General features: G+C 36.8%; 18 protein-coding genes. 5 read left to right on the forward strand and 13 right to left on the reverse strand.

Going from position 1 to position 24,205, the window contains the following annotated elements; all coding sequences use genetic code 11:
• Positions 1–104 precede the first annotated feature (104 nt).
• The 3 genes from KBP46_RS23395 (at position 105) to KBP46_RS01025 (ending at position 2,681) form a co-directional block, all read left to right on the forward strand.
• Positions 105–344 (forward strand): hypothetical protein, encoded by a 240-nt coding sequence (locus KBP46_RS23395; protein WP_253297146.1) that lies wholly within the window; start codon positions 105–107, stop codon positions 342–344.
• Between the two features lie 116 nt (positions 345–460).
• Positions 461–1,903 (forward strand): hypothetical protein, encoded by a 1,443-nt coding sequence (locus tag KBP46_RS01020; RefSeq protein WP_253297147.1) that lies wholly within the window; start codon positions 461–463, stop codon positions 1,901–1,903.
• A 208-nt stretch (positions 1,904–2,111) separates the two neighbouring features.
• On the forward strand, positions 2,112–2,681 hold the full coding sequence (locus KBP46_RS01025) for a hypothetical protein (protein WP_216444412.1): 570 nt from the start codon (positions 2,112–2,114) through the stop codon (positions 2,679–2,681).
• 80 nt (positions 2,682–2,761) lie between these two features.
• Here KBP46_RS01025 and KBP46_RS01030 read toward each other — a convergent pair whose 3' ends face one another.
• The 7 genes from KBP46_RS01030 to KBP46_RS01060 form a co-directional block, all read right to left on the reverse strand.
• On the reverse strand, positions 2,762–3,220 hold the full coding sequence (locus KBP46_RS01030; protein ID WP_062675208.1) for an organic hydroperoxide resistance protein: 459 nt from the start codon (positions 3,218–3,220) through the stop codon (positions 2,762–2,764).
• A 48-nt stretch (positions 3,221–3,268) separates the two neighbouring features.
• Positions 3,269–4,567 (reverse strand): epoxide hydrolase family protein, encoded by a 1,299-nt coding sequence (locus KBP46_RS01035; RefSeq protein ID WP_216444413.1) that lies wholly within the window; start codon positions 4,565–4,567, stop codon positions 3,269–3,271.
• Positions 4,568–4,838: 271 nt separating this feature from the next.
• Positions 4,839–5,645: an SDR family NAD(P)-dependent oxidoreductase gene (locus tag KBP46_RS01040; RefSeq protein ID WP_123279944.1), complete on the reverse strand. Its 807-nt coding sequence runs from the start codon at positions 5,643–5,645 to the stop codon at positions 4,839–4,841.
• Between the two features lie 91 nt (positions 5,646–5,736).
• Positions 5,737–6,324, reverse strand: coding sequence for a TetR/AcrR family transcriptional regulator (locus tag KBP46_RS01045; protein ID WP_062675205.1), 588 nt, complete (start codon positions 6,322–6,324; stop codon positions 5,737–5,739).
• Positions 6,325–6,566: 242 nt separating this feature from the next.
• Positions 6,567–7,160: an outer membrane beta-barrel protein gene (locus tag KBP46_RS01050; protein WP_123279945.1), complete on the reverse strand. Its 594-nt coding sequence runs from the start codon at positions 7,158–7,160 to the stop codon at positions 6,567–6,569.
• A gap of 7 nt (positions 7,161–7,167) precedes the next feature.
• A complete protein-coding gene (locus KBP46_RS01055; protein WP_216444414.1) occupies positions 7,168–8,400 on the reverse strand; it encodes a PKD domain-containing protein in 1,233 nt (410 codons plus the stop codon).
• A gap of 352 nt (positions 8,401–8,752) precedes the next feature.
• Entirely contained in the window at positions 8,753–11,752 is a 3,000-nt protein-coding gene (locus KBP46_RS01060; protein ID WP_216444415.1) for a reprolysin-like metallopeptidase, read from the reverse strand.
• Between the two features lie 195 nt (positions 11,753–11,947).
• Here KBP46_RS01060 and KBP46_RS01065 point away from each other — a divergent pair, with 195 nt between their 5' ends.
• A complete protein-coding gene (locus KBP46_RS01065; RefSeq protein ID WP_216444416.1) occupies positions 11,948–13,387 on the forward strand; it encodes a LuxR C-terminal-related transcriptional regulator in 1,440 nt (479 codons plus the stop codon).
• A 171-nt stretch (positions 13,388–13,558) separates the two neighbouring features.
• Here the strand turns inward: KBP46_RS01065 and KBP46_RS24090 are convergent, their stop codons facing one another.
• From KBP46_RS24090 to KBP46_RS01090, 5 genes are all read right to left on the reverse strand, one after another.
• Complete coding sequence (locus KBP46_RS24090; protein WP_367397891.1) at positions 13,559–13,651, reverse strand: hypothetical protein; 93 nt, start codon at positions 13,649–13,651, stop codon at positions 13,559–13,561.
• 520 nt (positions 13,652–14,171) lie between these two features.
• Positions 14,172–14,336: a hypothetical protein gene (locus tag KBP46_RS01075; RefSeq protein ID WP_216444417.1), complete on the reverse strand. Its 165-nt coding sequence runs from the start codon at positions 14,334–14,336 to the stop codon at positions 14,172–14,174.
• Positions 14,330–14,608 carry a hypothetical protein gene (locus tag KBP46_RS01080; protein ID WP_216444418.1) on the reverse strand — a complete coding sequence of 93 codons (279 nt, stop codon included), beginning with the start codon at positions 14,606–14,608 and terminating at the stop codon, positions 14,330–14,332. The genes KBP46_RS01075 and KBP46_RS01080 overlap by 7 nt, the downstream gene beginning before the upstream one ends.
• 27 nt (positions 14,609–14,635) lie before the next feature.
• Positions 14,636–17,458: a T9SS type B sorting domain-containing protein gene (locus KBP46_RS01085; protein WP_216444419.1), complete on the reverse strand. Its 2,823-nt coding sequence runs from the start codon at positions 17,456–17,458 to the stop codon at positions 14,636–14,638.
• 50 nt (positions 17,459–17,508) lie between these two features.
• Entirely contained in the window at positions 17,509–22,017 is a 4,509-nt protein-coding gene (locus tag KBP46_RS01090) for a fibronectin type III domain-containing protein (RefSeq protein ID WP_216444420.1), read from the reverse strand.
• Between the two features lie 774 nt (positions 22,018–22,791).
• Here KBP46_RS01090 and KBP46_RS01095 point away from each other — a divergent pair.
• Positions 22,792–23,517 (forward strand): response regulator transcription factor, encoded by a 726-nt coding sequence (locus KBP46_RS01095; protein ID WP_216444421.1) that lies wholly within the window; start codon positions 22,792–22,794, stop codon positions 23,515–23,517.
• Positions 23,518–23,678: 161 nt separating this feature from the next.
• Here the strand turns inward: KBP46_RS01095 and KBP46_RS01100 are convergent, their stop codons facing one another.
• A complete protein-coding gene (locus KBP46_RS01100; protein ID WP_034696561.1) occupies positions 23,679–24,038 on the reverse strand; it encodes a hypothetical protein in 360 nt (119 codons plus the stop codon).
• Positions 24,039–24,205: the final 167 nt, after the last annotated feature.

Genomic DNA, 24,205 nt, shown 5'->3' on the forward strand with positions numbered 1-24,205 from the left:
AATAAAGTGGGCTTTATATAGAAAAATTTCTGAAATGTGGTAGGTATTGAAGCTTTATTGGCGTATTAATTGATACAAGAAACTTTATTGAATTTTGATGACTAATGGCTAGAACGACTGTAACTCTGATTTTCCTTTTAAGTGGTTTTTTCTTTTTAAATGCACAGGAAAAGAAAGATTCGCTGTATTACAAAATAGAAGAATTTTCAGATAAGAGAAAAGTTACTAAATTCATTCACCGTTTTATATTTCGTAGAGAGCCGGATTCCACTTCCGTGAAGTCCAATACTGAAAAGCTTTTACAAAATACTTATAACAAAAAATTATCAGAAATGTCAGGATAGAAACCATTGACCCTTTTGGATACAGTTCTAAAGAAGGTAAGGAAATAGGCAAATGGTATGATTGGGTAAAGGATCACCTTCATTCCAGTACCAGAAGATCAACAATCAATAATTTTTTGCTTTTTGAAGAAGGAGAAGAATATAACGCACAAAAGCTCTATGAATCAGAGCGTTTGTTGAGAACAATGCCTTTTATCAACAGAGTTAATATCAGTGTGTCCGACAGCACTTCCAGTAAAGATTCTATAGATGTTGTCGTAAAGGTATTGGATTCCTGGAGTCTGAAGCCGAGAATCAGTTATTCCGGAAGTAAAATTGGTTTGGGAGTTACTGAAGAGAATGTACTGGGACTGGGACACACCCTGGATTTCCTTTACAGAAATGATTCTAAAGAAAAGCAGGATTATGTCTTAGGAAGCTATACCACTTATAATCTTTTTGGTACTTATATCAATGCCCAGATTCTTGGAGAACGGGACTTTTCGAGAAATGAGAGAATTAATTTCAGCCTCAGAAGAGACTTTTTCTCTCCTTTAACGAAATGGGCGGGAGGTTTTACATTTGAATATTTTATGCGAAAGGTTTTACTTCCGACAGAAACGGATACTGCTTTTCCTGAAGTTCAGATTAAAGTATACAGTCAGGATTTATGGGGAGGTTATCAGATTCCTGTTTCATCTGATCCCCGTGAGAAGGTATCCAGCAATATTGCCATCATAGGAAGATTTCAGAACTATCAGTACAAAGACAGTCCGGGAATTGATCAGTATCAATATTTCAGCTCTTACAACAGTTTTCTGATGTCTGTTGGGTTTATTCAGAGAAACTTTTCAGTTCAGAAGAATATTTTCCAATATGATTTGCCGGAGGATGTTGCTTATGGCAATTCTGTAAACGTCATTGCCGGAGGATTATCAAGAAATAAAGAAGTGAATCCGTATGTGGGAATTTCAGCATCTTATGGGCGTTTTACAAAACTGGGATATTTTACAGTGAAAGCACAGTTTGGAAGGTTTTTTAATGAAGACAGTCAGAACAGGGAATCTTTCCGCTTTGACGGAACTTATTTCACCAACCTTATGGACTGGAAATTTGCCAAAGCAAGACATTTCTTTTCTCCAACATTAGCCTTGGGAAATCCACAGCATAATTACTCGTATAAAGATAGGATCAACCTTTCTTCTGCAGATGAATTTCCTGTTTATAATTCTGATTATATTGGCACAAAAAAAATAGTGTTAAGATATCAGCTTCAATTGTTTATCAATAAAACCTGGAAGAATTTCCATTTCAGCCCTTATTTAACTACTGCAGTGGGTTGGCTGGGAATGCCCGATGATAAACTATTGAAGACCAAAGCCAATACAAAAATCGGAATAGGTGTTTTAATTAATAATCCCTATCTTGTTTTCAACAGGATTCAGATTTCTTTCATGTATTATCCGCGTGTTCCTTTTGATAATAATTCTGTTTTTGATTTTAACAGTAACAGAAATAATCTTTTACCAATGAATAGTTTTGCAACGGATGTTCCTCATTTTGTCAATTTTGGAAATTAATAATAGAAGATCAATTGGTGCTTAATATCCTGAAAATAAATTGTTTTTCAGATATTATATACGGGGATTCTTTTTGATATAATATTACCCATTTGGGTAATTGACAGGTTGTTATATAATCACAAAATTTGTGATAAAATAGACTGTATGCTGTAAAGTATATTCAGATGCGGTTAAAAAAATCATAACAACTTCAAAACTAACCCCTATGAGACCTTTGAATTTTCTTTTATTATTGACCGCACTCTTTACATCTGTTGTGATGTATGGACAGCAGACTAACACGATACCGACTGTACCAAAGCCAATTCCTATAACCGATGCTGAAAAATGGATTGCAATTTCTCCTATTCTGCTCTTCCTTTTAATTACCTGTCTTGTCTTTTTTAAACTTAAAAAAGATAAAGTCTCTTTAAAAGATCTCCTTTTGGATAAGGATGCGAATGTTCAGATAGAGGTAGAAAAAACAAAACAAAGAGTGGCTTTTTTATCTGCTTCTACTGAAAGTCAGCAGGCAATGAAGGCCGCAGACGCAACAGCTGACAATGGTGAAGGTCCCAATGCCTCAAAACCTAATACGAGTGTAAGCCGTTTTCTTGCATTTATAAGCGGTTTGGTGTCTGTAGGTCTGGCATGTGTTCTCACCACCTTTGCCATCTGGAATTATTTTGATGTAAGCAATTTTCCCCACCTGAATGATCTCGTTGGTGTTTTACTGACCCTGGGGATTGGAGTGGTGCCTTATGCGTTTAACAAAATCACTACAGCAGCTAAATAGACAGATTTTAAAACAATAAAAAACCTTCCTTGCTTTTGGCAGGGAAGGTTTTAATCAAAATGCAATAAACATTCTGAAAACTAAACTACTACATCTATTTTTACATTGATATTTCCACGGGTTGCTTTTGAATAAGGACATGTTGCATGGGCTGTTTCCACAACTTTTCTGGCTTCGTCTATTGCAAATCCCGGTAAAAGTACCTGTAAATGGGCTTGCAGGAAAAATCCATCATCATTGGTGGCCAGATCTACAGAGGTATTGACAGATAAGTCCGGAGGAAGGGTAACTCCCATTTTTACCGCACCTAAATGCATCGCACCGATAAAACATGCCGACCATCCTGCTGCTAACAGCTGTTCCGGATTGGTTCCGTTTCCCTTTGAACCGGGAGAAGTTAGTTCAATACTAAGTTTGCCATCACTGCTTTTTGCTTCTCCGTTACGGCCTCCCGTTACAACGACATTACCGGAATACAGTACTTTACTGATATTGACTACGGTTGTATTTTCTACTTCCTGAATGGTATTTAATTCCATATTTTTATTATTTAGATTAAACGATTCTGTTGATTGATCCTATTATTGTTAAAGTTTTTTTCTTAAATCTTTGAAAGCGGCTCTAAGCTCTTCTGTAAAGATCTGCGGCTGTTCCCAGGCTGCAAAATGTCCGCCTTTTGAAGCTTTATGATAATAATATAAAGTAGGATAAGCTTGCTTCGACCAGCTTTCCGGAGCCTGATAAATTTCGTGAGGAAATACCGAAACAGCTACAGGAACTTTAATGTCTTTGGTCTTCTGCGCCTCCGCACTGAAATTATTCTTGTTATTTTCCCAATAGAAACGTGAAGAAGACGCTCCGGTATTGGTAAGCCAGTAAAGGGTAATATCATCCAGGATGGCATCACGGCCAATGATATTCTCAGGATGAAGATCACTTTCACTCCATTCGGCAATTTTTTCGTAAAGGAATGCTGCTAAGGCTGTTGGAGAATCAGAAAGCAGATATCCTGTTGTCTGTGGACGTGTTACCATCATTCCCCCGTAAGCTGCATTTCTTCCAAAGAATGTACTCATTGCATTGTATGCTTTTGCTTCTGAGGCAGAAAGTCCTGACGGAGCGGGATCACCGGCATTGATTGGTTTTACAAGTTCGGCAGGAATGGTAGCAGGCATGGTAAGGTGGATTCCCAAAAGACCTGAAGGAGCCTGTTTTGCTAATGCATCAGAAATAACAGAACCATGGTCACCACCTTCAGAAACATATTTTTTGTAGCCGAGTCTTTTCATCAGTACATCCCATGCACGGGCAACGCGGTCAGGGTTCCAACCAAGCTCAGCAGGAATCTCTGAAAAACCATATCCCGGAATGGCAGGTATAATTACATCAAAAGCATCACTTGCTTTTCCTCCGTATTTTACAGGATCAGTCAAAGGATCTATTGCATTGATAAACTCCAGCGGAGAACCAGGCCAGCCATGAGTAAGAATCACAGGCATTGCATTAGGCTCCTTTGAACGTACATGGATAAACTGGATATCAAGTCCGTCAATTTTTGTTACAAATTGGGGAAGCGCATTCAGTTTATTTTCTACTTTTCTCCAGTCGTATCCGTTGCCCCAATAGGTGATAAGTTCTTTTAACTGCTCAAGCTGGATTCCCTGGGAAGCATCTTTCACAGTCTCTTTATCCGGGAAGCGGGTTTCGGAAATACGTTTTTTAAGATCATCCAGCTGAGATTGTGGAATATTGATGTGAAAAGGACGGATACTGGTATCATTTTTTGATAATAGAGTAGCAGTATCATTTTTTTGCGCCTTAGAAATAGCAGGTGTACCTAAGATAAAAGTTGCTGCTAAAAGAATTGTTGAAATTGTTGTTTTCATTGCTTTGCTGTATTAGATTTTAAATCTGTTTTTTCTTTTTGATGAGACAAAATTATACCCTGAGATACGCCTGGGAAACGAGTAATGTGTTCAAGTAGTCATATTTCACAGTGAAACAGACATTGCAGATGGTGAACAGGAAACAATATGAAGCAGATGAAAAGTAATGCTAAGAAAAGTGACTGAGATATTGATCTCAAAAAGGATAAAAAAATAAGCTCAGTTCTTCTATAAAAACGGAGCTTATTTTGTGAAAACATTTTTTTCGATGTTATCCGTGAGCTTCTACAGATACATCATTCCATTCTTCCCATACTCTTAAGCGCTGTTCGTAATTTTGTTTTACGAAAGGAAGTGCTACTTTTCCAAGCAATAAACGCAAAGGAGGATTTTCAGTTTCTGCTAACTTTATCAATGCAGGAGCTGTAGCTGCTACGTCACCAAAAGAAGTTTCAGATTCTGAGAAAGCCTTTTTAACACCATCGTAAACAGGATTACTTTGTGTATTAATTCCTGTATGCCAGATATTGGAAGCATAGCCATTAGGTTCTACCAAAGTTACATTAATTCCAAAGCCTTTTACTTCTGTTGCTAAAGTTTCGCTTAATCCTTCCAGTGCAAACTTAGATGCATTATAAAGTCCCATGGTTGGTAAAGTAGCCAATCCTAAAATAGAAGAAACCTGAATGATATGACCACTTTTCTGATCTCTCATAATGGGAAGCACCGCCTGTGTAAGCCATAAAGTTCCAAAGAAATTCGTTTCAAACTGTGCTCTTGCTTCCTGTTCGTTGGTTTCTTCCACCGCACCTGTTAGTGCATATCCTGCATTATTAATCAGAATATCAATGCTGCCGAAGTGTTGGTGTACTTTCTGAACTACTGATAATGATTCCTCTCTTTTATCTACATCTAAGGTTAAAGGCAATACGGAATCTCCATATTTTTCTTTTAAATCATCAAGCGTTTCTACATTTCTGGCTGTTGCAGCTACATTGTATCCTTTGGCTAAAAAGGCTTCTGCCCATGCTTTTCCGAAACCTTTTGATGCACCTGTAATTAAAACTGTTTTTGACATTGTTCTGTTTTTTAAATTGTTATGATTATATTTTTTAAAAGAATTATTTCATATGTAAATGACCGATCGGTCATATTTTGGATAAAAAAAATTACACTGTATTTTCTTCAATCATTTTTTTAAGATTTTTGACGATAGTTATCATTTTATCGTTATTACCAGCCATTCTTGACATTAAGTGTCCACCTTCAAGCATGGCAAACAAAACTGTTGCAAAACCTTCCGCATCCCATTCCGCTCTGAATTCTTTATTGGAAATTCCTTTTTCTATAATACCGGAAATTAATTTTTCTCCCTGTTTTATTCCATTGTTTATTTTTCCTTTAACGACTGGATTGGTATCGTCAGCTTCTGTTCCAAAGTTTAGCAGGGGACACCCGCCAACTACAGGTGGATGGTTGGGATCACTAAAAAAATCAATATAGGCGAATAACTGTTCCCTGGAAGTTTTGAATCTGCTTAAAGTTTTTTGAAGTTGATCAGTCAGCATTTGCATATTATGCTCAACAGCGGCACAGGCAAGTACTTCTTTATTTTCAAAATGAACGTACATACTGCCTTTGGACAACTTGGTGGCCTCCATAATATCACTCATAGAAGTAGCCGCAATCCCTTTTGTATTAAAAATAGGTGCTGCTTTTTCTATAATGAACTGTCTGGTTTCCTCCCCTTTTGCCATAATAATAGTAAATAATGATGCAAATATATGACCGATTGGTCATAAAAGCAAATTTTCTTTGATTTAATTCTGAAAAAATTATCAGTTAATAACAATAAAACAGCCAGAACCTCTATGATAAGACATTTTGTTTCTATTTATCATACATTTATCTTTACTATTTGTTTTTAACTTGAAATAAGGTATACAAGGTTAAAATCTTATTCTGTTTTACTGATGATACAACAGAATAAGATTAACAATTAAAGCTGATAGCTGATCCCTAAATTAATTATACCTTTATATCCAAATCCTAATTCTGCAAACCCTGCAATTTTTCCACCTATTCTTACACCTGCTCCTATCACCTGAAAGTTGAAAGAACTGCTTTTGGAAGATACACTTTGAACATCTGACTGATTAGGACTAAGCTTTTCATTTGAAAAAGTATATCCTAAACCAACCCCTGAATACATTCTGAACTTGGGTTTCGAGATATAGGAATAAGTACTATTGACAGCCAGTGTATATATATCATTCTTCTGGCCCGCTACAGTAAGGTTTTGTTTATTAACAGAAGCTGTATATCTTTCATAAACAAGATCTGTACCGATGGTCCAATTATCTTTAACTGCATAATTGTAACCAATAAAAAGAGCTCCGGAATGTTTTTCATCAGTAGTTTTCGTTTCACTAAATGGTGCTATGATAATATCTGTGAAGACTTTGCCGATTTCGTTGGAAGAAAGAACACCATAACCTGCCTTGATCTCTGAAGTGCCTTTTTGCTGGGCATTGAGCAGAACTACATTAGAAATTAAAAAGCAAATTAGAGTTTTGTTTAGATTGTTTGTCATAAAGTTATTACTTAAATATTTTGATGTTTTTTTGTTGATTGTTTTGGAAAATGATGTTTACGATATACATTCCTTTCTGATACTGTGAAAAATTTATCTTATGATCAGCGATTTCCGTACCTGAGATGCTGGAAACCCTTCTTCCTTCACTATTGTAAATGATTATTTCTTTTACCTTTTCCTTACTTATGATATAGGCAACATCTTTCACAGGATTAGGGTAAAATATAAGCTCAGGCTGTACATTCATATCCGCAGTTCCCAAAGACCCAATAGTAATTGTTTTGCTGAATGTTTCTGCACAGGAGTTTTTGCTGACCGTAAGTGAGACTGTATAAGTTCCCGGGGCAGTATATTGATGAACAGGATTCAATGAAGAATCGGTGATGCCATCGCCAAAGTTCCATGATACAGATGTGTAATTGGCGGAATGATTGGTGAAATTTACAGTTGTTCCGTTAATTCCTGCTATAAAATCCGAATGAAGGTGAAACGTATTACTATTCCATTGTGGCGGATTATTAAAAAAAACAAGATCTGCAATATTCTGAAAGTTTTCGGCCGTATTTTGAGGCATTCCGTTATAAAAAGTGGATGGAAATACATGATCCTGAAAAATTGCAGAATACATAGTGGCTGCCACAAGATAACTTCCTTTAGGTCCAGGATGAATATCGTTATAAGATCCGTGAAGAGCCAGATCCTGGGAAGAATTGTAGTAATGTCTTGCAGATTCTCCGGCAGGAACCATTTCCACCTGCATCAGGTTAGACATCTTCGTAATGGAATCCTTAATTTTTTTCTGAAAAGCAAAATAGGTGTTGTATTCATTGGCAGATGGAACTCCATAGGGAATTTCATACAGAAAAATCTTAGAACAAGGACTGTATTTACGAATAGAATCCCTGATTTTACGGCCGCGTTCAGCGGTTACAGAAACAGGGTAAGAATGACCTGCAGATTCCGCAGTTCCGGGCTGCATGATCACGTATTTATAGTTTTTAGATCTTATCTTTTGATACAATGAAACATCATCTACATGATTCACAAATCCGGTTCCTCCGGGAGTATGTGTTGTTACAGATAGATTTTTCCCTTTTGAAGCCGCTATATTTTTAAAAATTTCAGGCATGTCATTAAAATAGGTGACGCTGTTTCCTATAAACAGAACCTCATCAGACTGGCAGAATGATAACACTGAAAAACCAGTACATATAAGAAAGAGTAGTTTTTTTATCATAGAGTATTTTTTGAGAGTTATTTAAAAAAGGTACCTGCAGAAAACCACTTATCATGCAGGTACACAACACAAACGATGATTAAAAATGTTTTTTTATCAATATAGAGCTATATACTTTTCTTTATCCGTTTTTTAATTATTAAACCTTTTAAAAGTACCTGCAGGAAACCCAATCTATACTGCAGGTACTGCATTAAAAGGTGTTTAAAATGAAAATGTTAGTTTATTTACTTTGTTAGAGATTTTGATTTACTATGAGTTAATGACTGGGTTTATTTTTTTAATTGACTTAGAAAAGTACCTGCAGGCATCACGTATAACCTACAGGTACACGGTACACTAATTATTACAACTATTTCTTGATTAGTTTTGTATGATAAGTCGCCTTATCATCTTTTATCGTGATCACATACACTCCTTTGATCAATGAGGCAACACTGATTCTTTTTCCGTCCGGTTTTCCTTCCTGAACAAGTCTTCCGTCTGCACTGTAAATTTTGTAATCAGCTTTACCTTTCAGATTTTTTACCTCTACAAATGTATCCGCAGGATTAGGGTAGATTTCAAGATCAGAAGATGACTGAACGGACTCCTTAACTCCTAGTGCTGCATTGATCTTTACAGAAAAATCCCATACCGAACCATGAGAGATAATATCACCATTGGCATCTACGAAAGGACTTGCACATGCATCAGCTGAAGCATTGAAAAATCCGCTGGCTACTCTCATTCTTAATGTTTTGTCACCATTGTAAGCATTGGCCGGAACTGCAAATGCAAAACTTCCCTGATGTCTTTTATTGGCATCAGGAGCTGCGCCGTTAATCCCAATTCTTTCTGAAGCTTCAAATACTCCGTTTCTGTTGTAATCAATCCATGCCTGTACCCAATCCTGATAGTTTCCTCCGGCGCGGTTAGCATACACAATATAGTTCATATTATATTGCGCACCCTGAGTAAGCTGAATCAGTTTGGCAGGGTCTTCCGAATAATCTTTATAAGCGTGCTGAACGGTTGTCCCATTTCCAGCTAAATCCACATTGGCTAAAGTCACTCTTAATATTCCACTGAAATACGGACTGATTGTAGTGTTTCCTCCTGTAGTCATCAGGCAGTAATCATATCCGGTGCGCAATCCTTTTGTTTTAAAATTATACACAGGAGAAAATGCTCCGGGAACATTATTAATCACAGTGGCTACACGAACTTCATAAGAGGTCTCATCTTCAAGATTATTTAATAGCACAGAACTAACCGGGCTGGCAGCATTGGACCAGTTTGCTGTTCCTGCTTTCCTGTAATTCACGGAATAGGTTGCTCCCGGTACATGGTTCCATGAAACAGTTGCTGAGGTTTTTAATATATCATTATCGAACGCGGTAAGTCCCGTTGGTGGATTATTTAAAGAAGCGGGAGCATTTCCTACGGTCACTGTAGGAGAAACGGCATAAAATATATTTCCTACTGCTGAAATTCGCAGTTTAATATTTCCCTGAAGCGCAGCAGGCATCTGTATTTCAAAACTTCCGTCATTAGGCGTTGAAGCCACCAGTTCTGTCCATGCTGATCCGTTAACCAGATCGGTTGTATATTCAATCTTTACATTGGCAGCATTATAGGGAGCAAGGTTGGTATTGGCAACATCCCAGGAAATGGTATTGGAAGCATTATTATACAACGTAGTAGAAGGAGTTAATCCTTTGAATTTGAAAGGTCCGTCATTTCCAACGGTTACTGTATTTTCTGCAGAAATCGTTAAAGGTCTGTTCGGGTTATTATCACGTACTGTTACCGCGTAATGTAATACTCTGGGAATGTATGAAACTGTTTCCCATGTGTCTTTATTCGTCAGTTTACCACTCATTACAACAGGCAGGCTAGGGAAATATCTTCTTCCCGAAGCCACTGCAGGAAAAGAACGGGTAAGTGAACCTTCAGGATTGAATCCCCAGCCGCTGTCTCCTGAGATTGAGCTTGTAGAGCCCACGCTGTCATACTGTTCCCAGTTATAGGTAAACTGATCCCCGTTGGCGTCTACTGCATTGGCATCCAGGTAATAGGCTGTACCTTTGGGAATAGTATAGGAAATCAGCGGGGTAATAGCTGGTGCATTATTGGCAATATTTTCAGCTACGCCGCACCCAACTTTACCTTCAAGGTTGTTAAGGATTTGATTGATGGACGAATAGTGGAAATAGGCATCACTGTTCATCTGAACATTATTGGCTGTGATCCCTGCATAGGCCATAATGGTTGTTCCTCCTCCCGGTTCTATATTGACATCTGAGCTTTCAGTAACTGTAGAAAATGTATGATTACCTCCAAGCTGATGTCCCATTTCATGAGCTACATAATCAATATCAAAGGTGTCTCCCACAGGATTCTGATTTTGTGTAAACGCAGAACCTTTACCTAACGGTTCTGCTGCGGTAGGGTTGGTACATATACATCCTATGCATCCTGCATTTCCATTTCCTCCGGCGGCATTAAAGACATGTCCTATATCATAATTGGCATTGCCTACCTGAGCAGTTAAGGTTTGTTGAAGCTGCCCGTTCAAATCATTGGTGTATGGATCATTGGCCGGATTGGCATAGATGATATTGGGGAAATTCTGTATGGTAAGATGGATTGCGAATTCTTTTTCAAAAACACCATTGACACGAGTCATAGTAGCATTCATCTGGGCAACAGCTCCTGCCATCCCTCCGAAATGAGTAGTATATTCACCCGTTGCAGACAAGGCAAGCCTGTAGGTTCTGTACATAGATGCGGCAGGTCTTCCGGTAATATTGATTCCGGCAAGTTTATTTTTTCCGGAATTTTTTAAAGATTTGATGTCCAGTTCCTTTTTGCCTTCCATACTGCAGCTAAAGCCATGCTCAGACTCTGTTCTTTCGGTTTTATAGAATACTCCATAGGTTTTTTTATCTGTTGTGACAGGTTCTATAAACTGGAAGATACCGTCTTTAATAATCATTGACTGTATTTCTGTAGGGGATGTACTGAATCTTACATATTTTGAGGGGTCATCAATTCCCACTCCTACATAAGATCCTAATCCATATTTTTCAGCCAAGGATTTTTCCATCACAGGATTGCTGTACACCGCAAACTTTTCTATGGTTCCTTCTGCCGTTGGTAATTGAATCGTTACTGCTCTTGCATTGGCGCCGGTCTCCTCAGCGTTTTTTAATAACTGTATTAACGCATTAATATCAGTTTTGTAAGCATACTTGATTTTTACCTCTCTTCTGATCTCAGACACTTTTTGTGAAGAGGTTTCCCATCTTTGGGCATTGGAAAGACAGAAGCCTGATATCAAAAATAATGATAATAGAGTTTTTCTCATTTTAAAAATTAGGTATTTAAATAGTGGTATTGCGAAGAATGAATATAATATTCGGGTATTCAAAAGTAATTGCTAATTTTGTATTACAAACAATGATATTTTGAGATTTTCATACATTGTGTATGTAATACGTATGTATTTTTTATTATATAGTAATAGTGTAGTATAATATTGTATTTTAATTCTGATCATATTATGATGAAAAAACTGACTGTTTTATTCTTTTTTATTTCTTCCTTTTTCTATTCACAGCATACAGAAGAAGAATTAAAGAATGTGCTGTTTGATATCGAATTTTCTACTGCCGGATCAAAGGAAATTGAGAAGATTGACAGTCTTATTAAGGTGTGTAAGAAAAATTCTTATAATGATTGTGTTGCATTAGGGTATCTTAAAATTGCCAATATCTACAACCGGAACAGTGATATGAAAAGGTCTTTTTATTATACTGATAAAGTGGAAAAAGAAAACCTTATCAATTCAGATACAGATTTTGAGGTTATATTTTATCTCCATCTTCAAAGGTCACTGCTATACCAGAAATTAGGAGAAAGAATGACTTCTCTGAAACAATTGGACGAAATATATCATAAAGTGAACGAAACCGATAATGCTTATTTTATTTATCTGATTAACTGGCAGTACGCAGGAATATACAATGAAATTAATAAAAAAGAATTAGCATTAAAACATTATAAAACAGCATATAAGTATTCTAAAATTTACAGGGAAAACAAAAATAATCTCTATAGGATAGACAAGAACAGATTGAGCAACAGTTATAAAACCTCACCGTATCTTGGCGGAATGTATCTTGAGCTCAACAAACCTGATTCTGCAAGAATATATATTGAGGAAGCCATCCAGAATGGGAAAAAGATCAATGAAATAGGGATACAATACATTACCTCGTATTATGCTTCCAGGTACTTTAAATCTCTTAATAAAATTCCTGAAGCCCAGCATCATTTATGGATCTGTAAAAATATTGCTGATAATTATTATAAAAGCGAGAATTATCAAAAGTCGGTCGCAATGGAGTTGAAGAACCTGTATGAAAGCACAGGACAGAAAGATAGTATCGCTTATTATGCGAATTGGCTGTTGGATATAGAGTCTTCAAACAGCAGACAAAAACAAACATTGAATGATGCTGTAGATAAACAGAATGAATTGGAAAATAGCAATAGAAAGAAGGAAACAAAAAAACTTTTCTTCATCCTGTCGTTGAGTATTGCCGCATGTCTTCTTTTTATATTTCTTTTCCTGTATTATTATAGAAAGCACAAAAGTAAAAATCTGGATAAAATTGATATCCCTCATCAGCCATCTGTAGATGAAAGTGCTTTTAAAGAACTTATACAGCTTGCCAAAGAAAATAATCCTGAATTTTTAACCCGTTTCAATGAGTATTATCCGCACTTTTCAGAAGAATTGCTGAAAGTTTTTCCTTTAAAAATATCAGAAATAAGATTCTGTGCCTACATCTATCTGAATTTTTCTACTAAAGAAATTGCTGAATATACTTTTACTTCAGTGAGAACCGTACAGACCAAAAAATATAATCTAAGGAAAAAACTGAATATTCCCGGTGATATGGATATCTATGTATGGTTTTCCAAATTGCTGAAATAAACCTTTAAATAGTCATAAAAAACAGAAGCTATCTCATTAATGAAATAGCCTCTGTGCAAGTAAAATATGTTTTGAACGTTTCGTTTAAAAATACCTGCAGAAAATAACACAAACCTGCAGGCAGAAGATATCCTAAATATTAAAAACTATTTTCTGATTCTGAAAAAAGTGCTATTTCTTAATTGTTTTAATCGTTTTTGTAATTCCGTTTATCATTTTTAAAGTAACAAGATATAATCCCGTTTTTAAATCATTCAGATACAACTGAGATGAAGACTGTTCAATCGTTTTAACTGTTTTTCCGGAAGCATCAATAACCTAAACCGACAATAAATTTTTCATATTATGTATGGGGTTTTTAGGGGTTATGTGATAAGATTTTATAATGGGCTATCTTTTAAACTTTGATCAATTTTCTACTTTATATAAAAGCATAGAATAATTTTCGGACAAAAGTAATTGGTAATTCTGTAATTTAAATGGTTTTTGTTTGCGCTTTTGCTATGTTGTGTATGTGATACGTAGGTGGTTTCAGTGGTGTGGTAGAAGGATAGTATTCATATTGTAATTAAGATATTGCTGAATATACCCACACCTCAGTAAGAACCGTGCAGACCAAGAAATACAATCTAAGGAAAACTGAATATCCCCGGTGATATGGACATTTATATATGGTTTTCAAAACTATTGAAATAAAGATTAAGAATATTGTGAAAAGCAACAGAGACTATTTCATTTCGAAATAGTCTCTGCTTTTAAATTAACTTCCGATTGATATCAGTAATTAATTTCTTATAGTTGAAATATGGATGTTTTTCTGTCCGTTGGAATCTATAAGTTCAATGTTGTCAATCATTTCATTATAAACTAAGGTAGTGGTATCATTAAACTGATATCCTTCAATAAATACAGGTCTGTCTTTGGGCAGATTGTTCTGCTCATTCAGCATTTCCAGAGATAAACTATCTGGATAGCCGGCATTTTTTTAAATTTTATTTCTATTAGGCCGTTATCAGCCAGATAGTCAAACTTCTTTAAATGAGGAGGTAAACTGGCTTTGGTTTTAAAAACGTGTACCTTTTCAATACTGTCCTTATAAAGATCAAACATACTGGCAGTTCCGATGGTGTTATTGTAAACAGCAAACTTTACATGGGTGTTTTTCTGTGCGATGAGCATACCTGAAAAGAACACGAGAAATATATATAATAGCTTTTTCATAATTAAAATTGATATTTAAATGTTTAATTAATTTCTGTTTTTTACCATGATCCATCCCGTATATTTTATCGGAGTCTGTTTTTTGTTGGTCTCATTCCAGCCCATATCAAACCAGTAGTTGCCGGTAGATACTTTCTTGCCGCCAATGCTGCCATCCCATTGATATCCGTTTAATTTGCTTCCTTCGTGGATCTTGCTTCCATATCGGTCATAAATACTGAATGTGAAATTAGGTTTCCCGGCCAAAGCAGAATAATCCAGTACATCATTTATTCCATCACCATTAGGCGTAATGATATTAATAAGATTGGGAACTGTAATTTCTACCTCTACAGGAGTACAGTTATAAGCATCTTTTACATAAAAAGTATTGCTGCCACGCGGAACATTGGTAAATACATTTTCATTCTGCCAGTTGATATTATCCATCGAATACTGATAAGGTGTTGTTCCTCCAATGGCAGTCAGGGTAACCGTATTATTGCTGATGTTAATATCTGAAATTACAGGATTTTCTGATGGATAAACCTTTACGGTTTGTCTTGTCGTACATTCTCTCGTTTTCAGATCTACCCAATAAGTTCCCACTCCCACATTGCTGATGGATGGTGTTGTTGCTCCCGTACTCCATAGATAAGACGTATATCCGGGGCCGGCATCCAGTGTGGTGGTATTTTCCATACAGATAATTTTATCCTTTAGTACCTCTGAATAGGTAGGAGGGATAACGGTAAGCGTTACTTCGGCAATTCTGTAACATCCGTTGGCATTGCTTACCTTAATATAAACCACTCCGTCTGGTGCTGGATAATTAGCTGGAGTCAGAATTTCATTGGTTCCGTTATGGGCATCAGCAGGAGAAGGATAATATTGTTTAATAGTTCCAGGTTGTACGTTTACTCCTGCTGAGGTTAAGTTGAATACACCCAGTACAGGATTAGATGGTTCAAAACAAGATGTTAGAGCAGCATCTTTAACGATAGGGCTTTCAGAAACCGTTAAGGTTAAGGTTACCTGTTCACAATCTGTAAAATCAGGATTGTTTCCACAAAACTTATAAACAATAGTGTCTGTACCCATATAGCCGAAATTAGGAACATAAGTAATTACTCCCGCCGGATCAATGGTTGCGGTACCGTTTGCCGGAGGTGTAATAATAGTTACTGTACTCGAAACATAACTTTGAGTTGAATTGGTAAACTGAGGGACTATAGCCTGATAGCCTTCGCAGACAGTCATTGCTTTAGTAGACTCTTCAAGACATGTAAACACTTTGTAAACCGGGGTGATGGCCGGAGTACAAGATCCTACTGCTATTTTTACGGTATAATTTCCGGAAACCAGAGGGGTGTAAGTATTTGCATTGGCTCCTGTAATAGGATTGCCATTCAAATACCACTGATAGCTATCATAGCTGTCATCCACTTCCAAAACAATACCAGGAATACATTCTCCTGTCTGTTTTGCAATTAATGGAATAGAAGAGAACCCTGCAAAATATCCTCCATATCCGGACGTGCTGTATCCTCCATTAATCCCTGCAGTTACAGCTTTATCCGAAATAACCGTTACATTTCCGGTGATAGAAGGGATGGCATACGTTACCCAGCTGTTATTACCTGTTAAGGGAAAAGGACCTTCTGAAGCGAGTGGCGGAACTCCGTTTACGGTTACATTGGCTCCCGCTTCAGTTAAAATATTCAGTTTTACTACAGTTCCGTTCGGAACAGTACTTGTGGTACCTGTGCCGGTTGGCATTTCATTGATCTTTCCGATTTCATCAATTTTTCTGGGTAAAAAACAGTTTAATGGTGGGATGTAGTTGTAACCACAGGTAGCACTGCTGTTATTTACTGAAACCAATTGATACAGATAAACATTTTTTGAAGTCGTTATAAACATATTAAAATGTCCGGAATTTCCCTGCTGAACATAATTGTTTCCTGTGATCCTGTAAAAATCACCACTGTTGATCGTTGCGATAGGTGTAGTAGAACCATTAATGAATATCTGGGTATGGTCTTCCGTTCCAATAATGATACCTCCTTCCAGATCATCAGAGGAAGATCTGGTTCTTACCATGGCAAAAGTACTTCCAAGCCTTTCTGTTGGTACAGATTGATCAAGGATGGCATCAGATCCGGAACTTGTATTATTTCCAAAATTTCCATTGACATTTCCATTGGTAAGCGTAATGGGTTTGTCGGAAACAATTTTGGCTCCAATAAAAGCAGACTGGTTTTGACCTCCCGTTCCAGGACCTCCTGCAAAAATAAAAGACTGTCCTTTATTAAGAGTAATAGTCTGTGTATTGGTAGCTGGTGCTGCTCCAAAGAACGTCACGTTTCCACTCCATGTAGCAGTTACTAAAGTATTGTTTTCTGTAGCCAGTATTCCTGCTGTGAAATTATATCCGGTAAGTGATGAGGTTGTAGGAGTTCCGGCCACGTAAAACTCTTTACCAATCCCGGCTTTCCCTTTACTGGTTATAATTTCGGCGTGTGTAGTATTGCTTACTATTCTTAATGAACAGTAGAACGGCTTTGTCCCTTGTACATGTAACCCTTTAGTGATAACACTATAAGCGTCTGATGTAACATTGGCGGCGATAGCAGATATGGGTACAACAAAGGTTTGCGGAGCATTTTTGCTGATTGTGACAGTGCCAATCGGAGTATTGTTATTATTAATTGTAACAACAAAAGGGGTGGCAGAGTCGGTAGACAGATATAATGCCTGCGTATAACTTGTGGAGGCGTAATAAGGTGCAAACCAATGGTCTGTATCCCTTTGAGCCGAAATAGGAATGCTCATTAGGATAAATAATAAACTAAATATAATGTTTTTCATGAATTACAGAATTTTGATTCTAAAAATTGAAATTTCATTGACAAAAGAGATTAGGATTCTTTAATAAACTTCTTCTGAACGGTTATTCCTCCATCTTCTATCTCGATCATATACATCCCGTGGATAAGATTGCTCACATCAATGGCATTGTTCAGAATGATTCCACTTGATATCAATCTTCCGGCAGCACTGTAAATTTTATATTGAGCTTTGAAGCTTATGTTTTTTACATACAATACTGAACTTACCGGGTTGGGATAAATGTGGATATCTGCCTGATTTAGAGAGTTTGGTACAGGTTGTTTAGATATTCTGACCGTATAATCTTCCACCTCACCTTCTTTGAAATTCGTACAGTTCACAGGAATACCGTCCTTCTGTAAAGCGACTCTCATCACAACATATTTATAATCTGTCATACTTATGAAGGCATTGTCAGGAACAGAGAAAGTTGTACTTGCTGTTGGGGTTCCATTAGGTCCGTCTGCCAGAATTCTTTCATTGATGTCAAATTCTCCGTTTCTGTTGAAATCGATCCAGACTGCAACACCAGCGTTAGTTCCTGAACTTAACGTTTTATCAATGGTAATCTGATTACCTTTTGATCCTTGAATTAAATCAATAAACTTTAAAGGATTTCCTGTGAAATTTGAATACGTAGAGGCAAGAGATTCATTAATCATTTCCTTATTGCCATTAGGTTTTACATTAACCTTTGAAATAAATTCTGTTGTAGAATTGGCTGCTGACATCGGGCAGTAGATGACGGTTGGAGTTGTAAAATAATACAGTTTTGTAAAATTTCCCGGTACTCCGTTACAGATATTGGCTACCTGCATTTCGTATTTAGTGAGCTCCAGCAAGCCAGTAATGGTGTAAGTATTTGTAGGAACTACAACCTCTGTCCAGCTCGGAATACCTACTTTTCTGTACTTCAGTATATAAGTGGCTCCCGGAAAAGGATCCCATACAACCTCTGCCGTTGTTGGCATAATCTGAGTGATCATAAGCCCCGGAGGAGGAATTTCACATATTCTTTCTGTGGTAAATACTTTTGGATTAGACCACGGATTGGCTGTTGTTTCTCCATTACAGATATTGGCAACCTGTACTTCATACGTTTTAAATGAATCAAGATTTTGAATCGTGTATGAATTTGCAGGTGGTTGAGGGATCGTTGGTGTATTCCATGGGCCGGTACCTACTTCACGCCATCTTAAAATATAAGAGGCACTTGGAACAACCGGATTCCAGGTGATCAAAGCTGAGTTTGACGTTACATTACTTATCGTTACAAATGGTGGAGTAGGATCACATCTCGTTGTAAATGTTTTAATAGGCGTGTAAACTCCGATTCCTGTACCGCCACAAACCGCTGCAATTCTTACCTCATAAGTCGTAGCAGGAGTTAAAGCGTTGATTGTTACAGGTGGATTCCCTCCTAAAACAGAAAGGTTTAAAGGAACCCATGCAGAAACAGGGTTTGTAACAGGTCTGTATTCTAAAATAAAAGCATTATTATTAGTAGCAGTTGTCCAGTTGATATTTACAGAGTTATGGGTAATATTGGTGAGTACGGGATTTCCGGGTGTTGCATTACTGCATGGTCTTAATCTTACCGCATAATCTTCTACTTCACCATTGGCTGCATCTGCACACATTACAGGAGCACTGGTTCGTTTCATTACCACTCTCATCGTTGTTGTTAAAGATCCTGTATAAACTCCTGTTGAAGGAACATCAAAAGTTGCTGTTATTGGAGTGGTGGTGCTGGCAGCAGACGTCATTATTTTTTCAGCATCTGTGAAAACTCCATCTCTGTTCCAATCGATCCATGCATTGACAGCATCGGCATATTGAGTTCCTGCCCATTCTTTAGAAACTGACAGTTGATTTCCCTGAGAACCGATTTCAAGATTAATAAGGGTAGCAGCAGATGTGTAACTGATATAATTTGTTTGAACTGATGGGTTATCCATTACCGGGAAGTTGACAGGGGTAACTTTCACATTTGAAATGTAATCGTTAATTCCTGTTCCGGTCATACTGCAATACGTTAACGGTGGAGTTGTAAAACTTACGCTTGGAGAAAAAACTCCCTGGTTTCCATTACAGATGGTTGCAATTTGCACCTGGTATCCGGTTTGCTCGGTGAGTCCTGTTATGGTATAAAAGCTTTGTCCTGCCGGAAGTGTCTGTCCTGTTGCAGATGGAAGCCATGCTCCTGTACTTCCTTGTCTCCATCTGATAATATAAGTAGCATTAGCAGTAGGAATCCATGATACATAGGCAGAATTATGAGTAAGGTTATTCACCGCAATAGTAGTAGGAGCAGCTGTAGTACAAGGCTGTAAATCTATAAATTTTACATAATAATCTTCCACTTCTCCATTGCTGGTGAAAGGTCCGCAGGCATTGGCTGGAGTGAGAGAATATACAATAACACGCATTTTTACTTTACTTGTTCCCAGATAGGCATTGGCAGGAACATCAAATGTAGCATTAACGGGAGTGGTGCTTGAATAGCCAAGATTCATGATTCTTTCTCCTCCGGGACTCGTTGCCGGATTATTATCAAAAATACCATCCCCGTTAAAATCTATCCATGCATTGGTAGAATAAGTTCCTGATATAATTGACCTTCCTACAGACAGTGTATTATTAACTGAATTTCTCAGGAGTGTAATGGTCTTTGTAGGATCTGTAGAATAATCCGTATACGTTGTTGGCCCTGAGTTATTACTGGTTAAAGGTACATTCGTACCAATCATGGTGATATTGTTGATATAACCGTTCGTAACTGTTGCCGTTGCTCCATTACAGTAAGTCAGTGCAGGTGTTGTAAAACCTACAGGAGCAGAAAATGTCCCTTGCGTTCCACAAATGGTTGCAATCTCTACCTCGTATTGGGTCTGTTCAGTTAAAGAGGTAAGCGTTACACTATTAGTAAAAGGAGTTGTTACATTGATTGTTTGCCACGTAAGGGAAGGAGGTATTCTGTATCTTACAACATATGTGGCATTGGCTGTGGCAGTCCAGGTAACATTGGCTGAAGTTGCTGTAATATTATTTACTGCAATATTGGCTGGAGGAGTGTTGGTACAACTTGGTAACGTTGTTCCTGTCAATTGTAACCTCGGTAATACAGCATATCTGCTTGTTGCAGTTGGAAGATTTGCCGGATCCGGATTGGTCGTTGAATTATAATAAATCATCCCACGGTTATTTCCTGCAGAATAACTTCCCCAGTTGGCGGTACATGATGTTCCTGTTGAATTTTCATCAACACCTATCACTACATTGCTTACACCATCCCATAAGAATGGTGTGCTTAGAGGAATTTCAACCCATGTCCCAGCTACCATTGCCGGTAAAGTGCCAGAATATACCTGTGTTAAAGATGGGGTAGAGATCCAGCTTGAAGTGGTTGCAAAATCTGTTTGTGAAGTATTCCCCATATACACTACCCATTGATTGTAATTAGCTTGGGTTGCTGCAGTTGTGGAAACAAAAAACCTGATGGCTGTTATATAATTATTGGTTCCTACTGCGGCTCCAATCTCTGAAGCCAAATAAATCTGTTGGGAATAATTAAATCCTGAACAGGAATATACAGGTAAAAAAGCATGAGTAGCCGTACCTCCTCCAATCTGCCCTGGAGTAAAAGGAGCGCCTGCAACCCATGGTGATTTATCCGTTGCAGAACAGACAGATCTTATCCACCAGTAATAGGTAGCACCCGAAGTCAGAGAGCTGATGTTAGCACTTGTTCCGGGATTGGGTGTGCCTGGTGTTGCAGCTGCAGGAGGAGTACTGTTTGTACTGTAATAATATTCATAGCCATTGGCCGGAGCTGGTGCAGGAGCAAGGGGAGCAGCCCAGTTCAGTGTTGCAGAAGTAGGTGCAATATTAGATACAGGCAGAGTAACAGGTTCAAAACATGTAGGAGCTTGTATTACCTGAACTTCATCTAATAATACATCATCATAAAAATCACCATTTCCTGCTACATCCTTATCAACGGTAAATTTTAATTGAATGGTTGCACCCACATAGCTTGCTGCCAGAGGAACACCAACTGTTCTCCATTCAGGAGAATTGGTATCACCAGACCAGACCTGTATCCATCCGGAGCCGTTATTTACAGCAAGTTTTAGCTGATTGTTGTCGGCAGCAGGTATTGTACCGTTGAGTCCGGTTAAATGGTCTTTAAACCATTCAAATTTGATATAAGGATTGGTTAACCCCGCTAAGTTGATCTGAGGGCTTATCAGTTCAACTGTGTGTTCACCTGCATAAGGTGAAGATGCATCAACCCATGCAAAAGTTCCGGCAGGTTTCCCTCCGTTTCCGGTGGCTCCATATCCGGCTGATCCGGAAAATTTCCACTTAACATTAGCGTTTGTAGAAGTGGAAGAGGGGTTTTGGCTGATCCAGCATGTGGGAAGTGCTCCACTACTGAATGACTGTAAGAACGGCACTGGAACTGGTGCACAGGTTTGCCCCCGGGCATGTGCAAAAGTCATTAAAAATAAGATAATGGGTAGAATTTTTCTCATATAGTTTCATTTTAAGTTAGAGTCTGTTATTCAATTTACTTAAGTTTTTCTTCGAAAGAAATGGGGAATTCTTCTATAGATTTGGTTCAGAAATCAATAGAAAAATCCTCAGTTTTTCAATCACAGAGACAATAATTGGTTTAAAGTGTATTATCATGTTTCCTTATCACCTCTTTTTATAAAAAGTGATCAACGGATAAACAGAAAAGTAGTAGGGTCTAAGTAGGTGGGAATAATGGCAGCTGCAGAGTTGGTGGTCTTTTTATATTTTTTTATAAAAATCACTCACTTTACTGCATGGGTTGTTGTATTTTTTAATGTGTTTTGATTTCTTTCATTTTTATATAGTTTTCTTAGTTTAGTTTTTATGATTGTGACTTGGGTAAAAATAATTTAATAAAAACTTAATATGACTATACTTTTGTATAGTTTTAAATCAAAGATTGATGAATTAATAAGAAACTGATCTTCCCAAAATACTTTCAAAACAGAAAAATACAAGTTTCATTTAAAAATAATGATTTATATAAATATTTTTCTTCCATTCTTTCTCTTTTTTTATCTCCCTACAAGTGTGAAAATGTAATTTTATGGGTATTGAAAATGTAATAAAATGAAGTTGTATAGATTTTTTTATTATCAAAATAAATGATTTATAGTTTTTAGTTTAATTATAATTAAGTTTTGATAGATTTTTTATTTAGCTTAATTATGAATATGTTTGCAAAAGTCACCTAATAAAAAAGTTTTATATCTTATTATCATGTCAAAAATATGAGTGATAAAAATAATTCATTACATGCCGGAAAGGCATCAGAGAAGTATCTTAATGTACTAAAAGCGGTATCGGAAACCAGTCTGGGCTGTGTTTATATTGCAGATCTTAAAACAAGAAAATTAGAGTTTATTTCTGAGAATCCTCTTCTTTTTTCTGGTTTAAGTGCTGCTGAAGTTGAAAAGATGGGTTATAATTTTTTTCGTAAATACACCAAGAAGGCAGATCTTGACATATTAAAGAAAGTAAGTACCAACGGATTAAAGTTTTTTGAATGTCTTTCACCTGAAGAAAAAAAAGTACATACCATTACCTATGATTTTCATCTTAAATATGCCAACAGTGTAGATGTGCTTGTCAATCATAAGATTACACCTATAGAACTCTTTGATGATGGAGAAATTTCCAAAATAGTCTGTGTAGTGTCCTATTCTCTTAACCGGTCTGCGGGAAATATCAGGATCGTTTCTAATACCTCAGAAACCTATTGGAAGTATAATCTCTTCACTGGAAAATGGACAGAAGAATCTAAAGTTGCCCTAAAATTAAGGGAAATAGAAATAATACGGCTTTATCTTCAAGGATTAAAAATAGAAGAAATTGCAGAACAATTGTTTGTGTCACCAAGTACCATAAAGTTTCACAGAAGCAAATTGTTTGAGAGAATTGGAGTGAAGAATATCATCGAGGCAATATCCTACGTAATAACGAATAATTTGATTTAAACTATACTTTTTTAAATGTTTCCAGCTCGAAATGGCTGAGAATCAAAATAGAACGCTCAGTATAACTTGCCGTTTTTAATTAAAAACCGGTTGCTTTCTGTGTATTGTTTTCTGAACATTCTCCTTCTGCAAAATGATAGAAGGAGAATGCCCGGAACAGCTTAATTAAGCTGATAATTTGTAATTACTAAACTCAGGATGAAATGAACATAATTCTGTTCCACCTCTTTTCTGTTAATCAGTTTGTTTTTGTATTCATAAGAGTTCAGGTCTCTGGATAATTTCTGATATGTTTCAAAATCATCACCCTTTATCTTTACTCTTATATTACCGTCTTTTCTGTTGATAATGACATTATCTAAAGTTCTTACTTTAAATAAAACCTCGCATAATGTAGGACGAGCCTTCATTGACCCGATATATCTTTCAACTATATTAATCTTGAACGAATCAAATATGATATTATTAAAAACGATTTTAGAATTAGGCTCCTGAGTGTTGAGTTCAAGTTTATAGTTCATTACTTTATAAATTTTGGCAAATATAAGTTTAATTATGCCAAAAAACAGACTGTTTTAATAGATCATTCCCATATTAATGATCGAATTTTATTCTGTAAACACAAAATCATGTGAAAATGTGAATATTAGGGCCTTATAAATGAGAGAAAAACAAAAGTGCTCTCAAC

Origin of the sequence: Chryseobacterium sp. PCH239 (assembly GCF_018924625.1) — a bacterium.
Taxonomy (GTDB): Bacteria; Bacteroidota; Bacteroidia; order Flavobacteriales; family Weeksellaceae; genus Chryseobacterium; species Chryseobacterium cucumeris.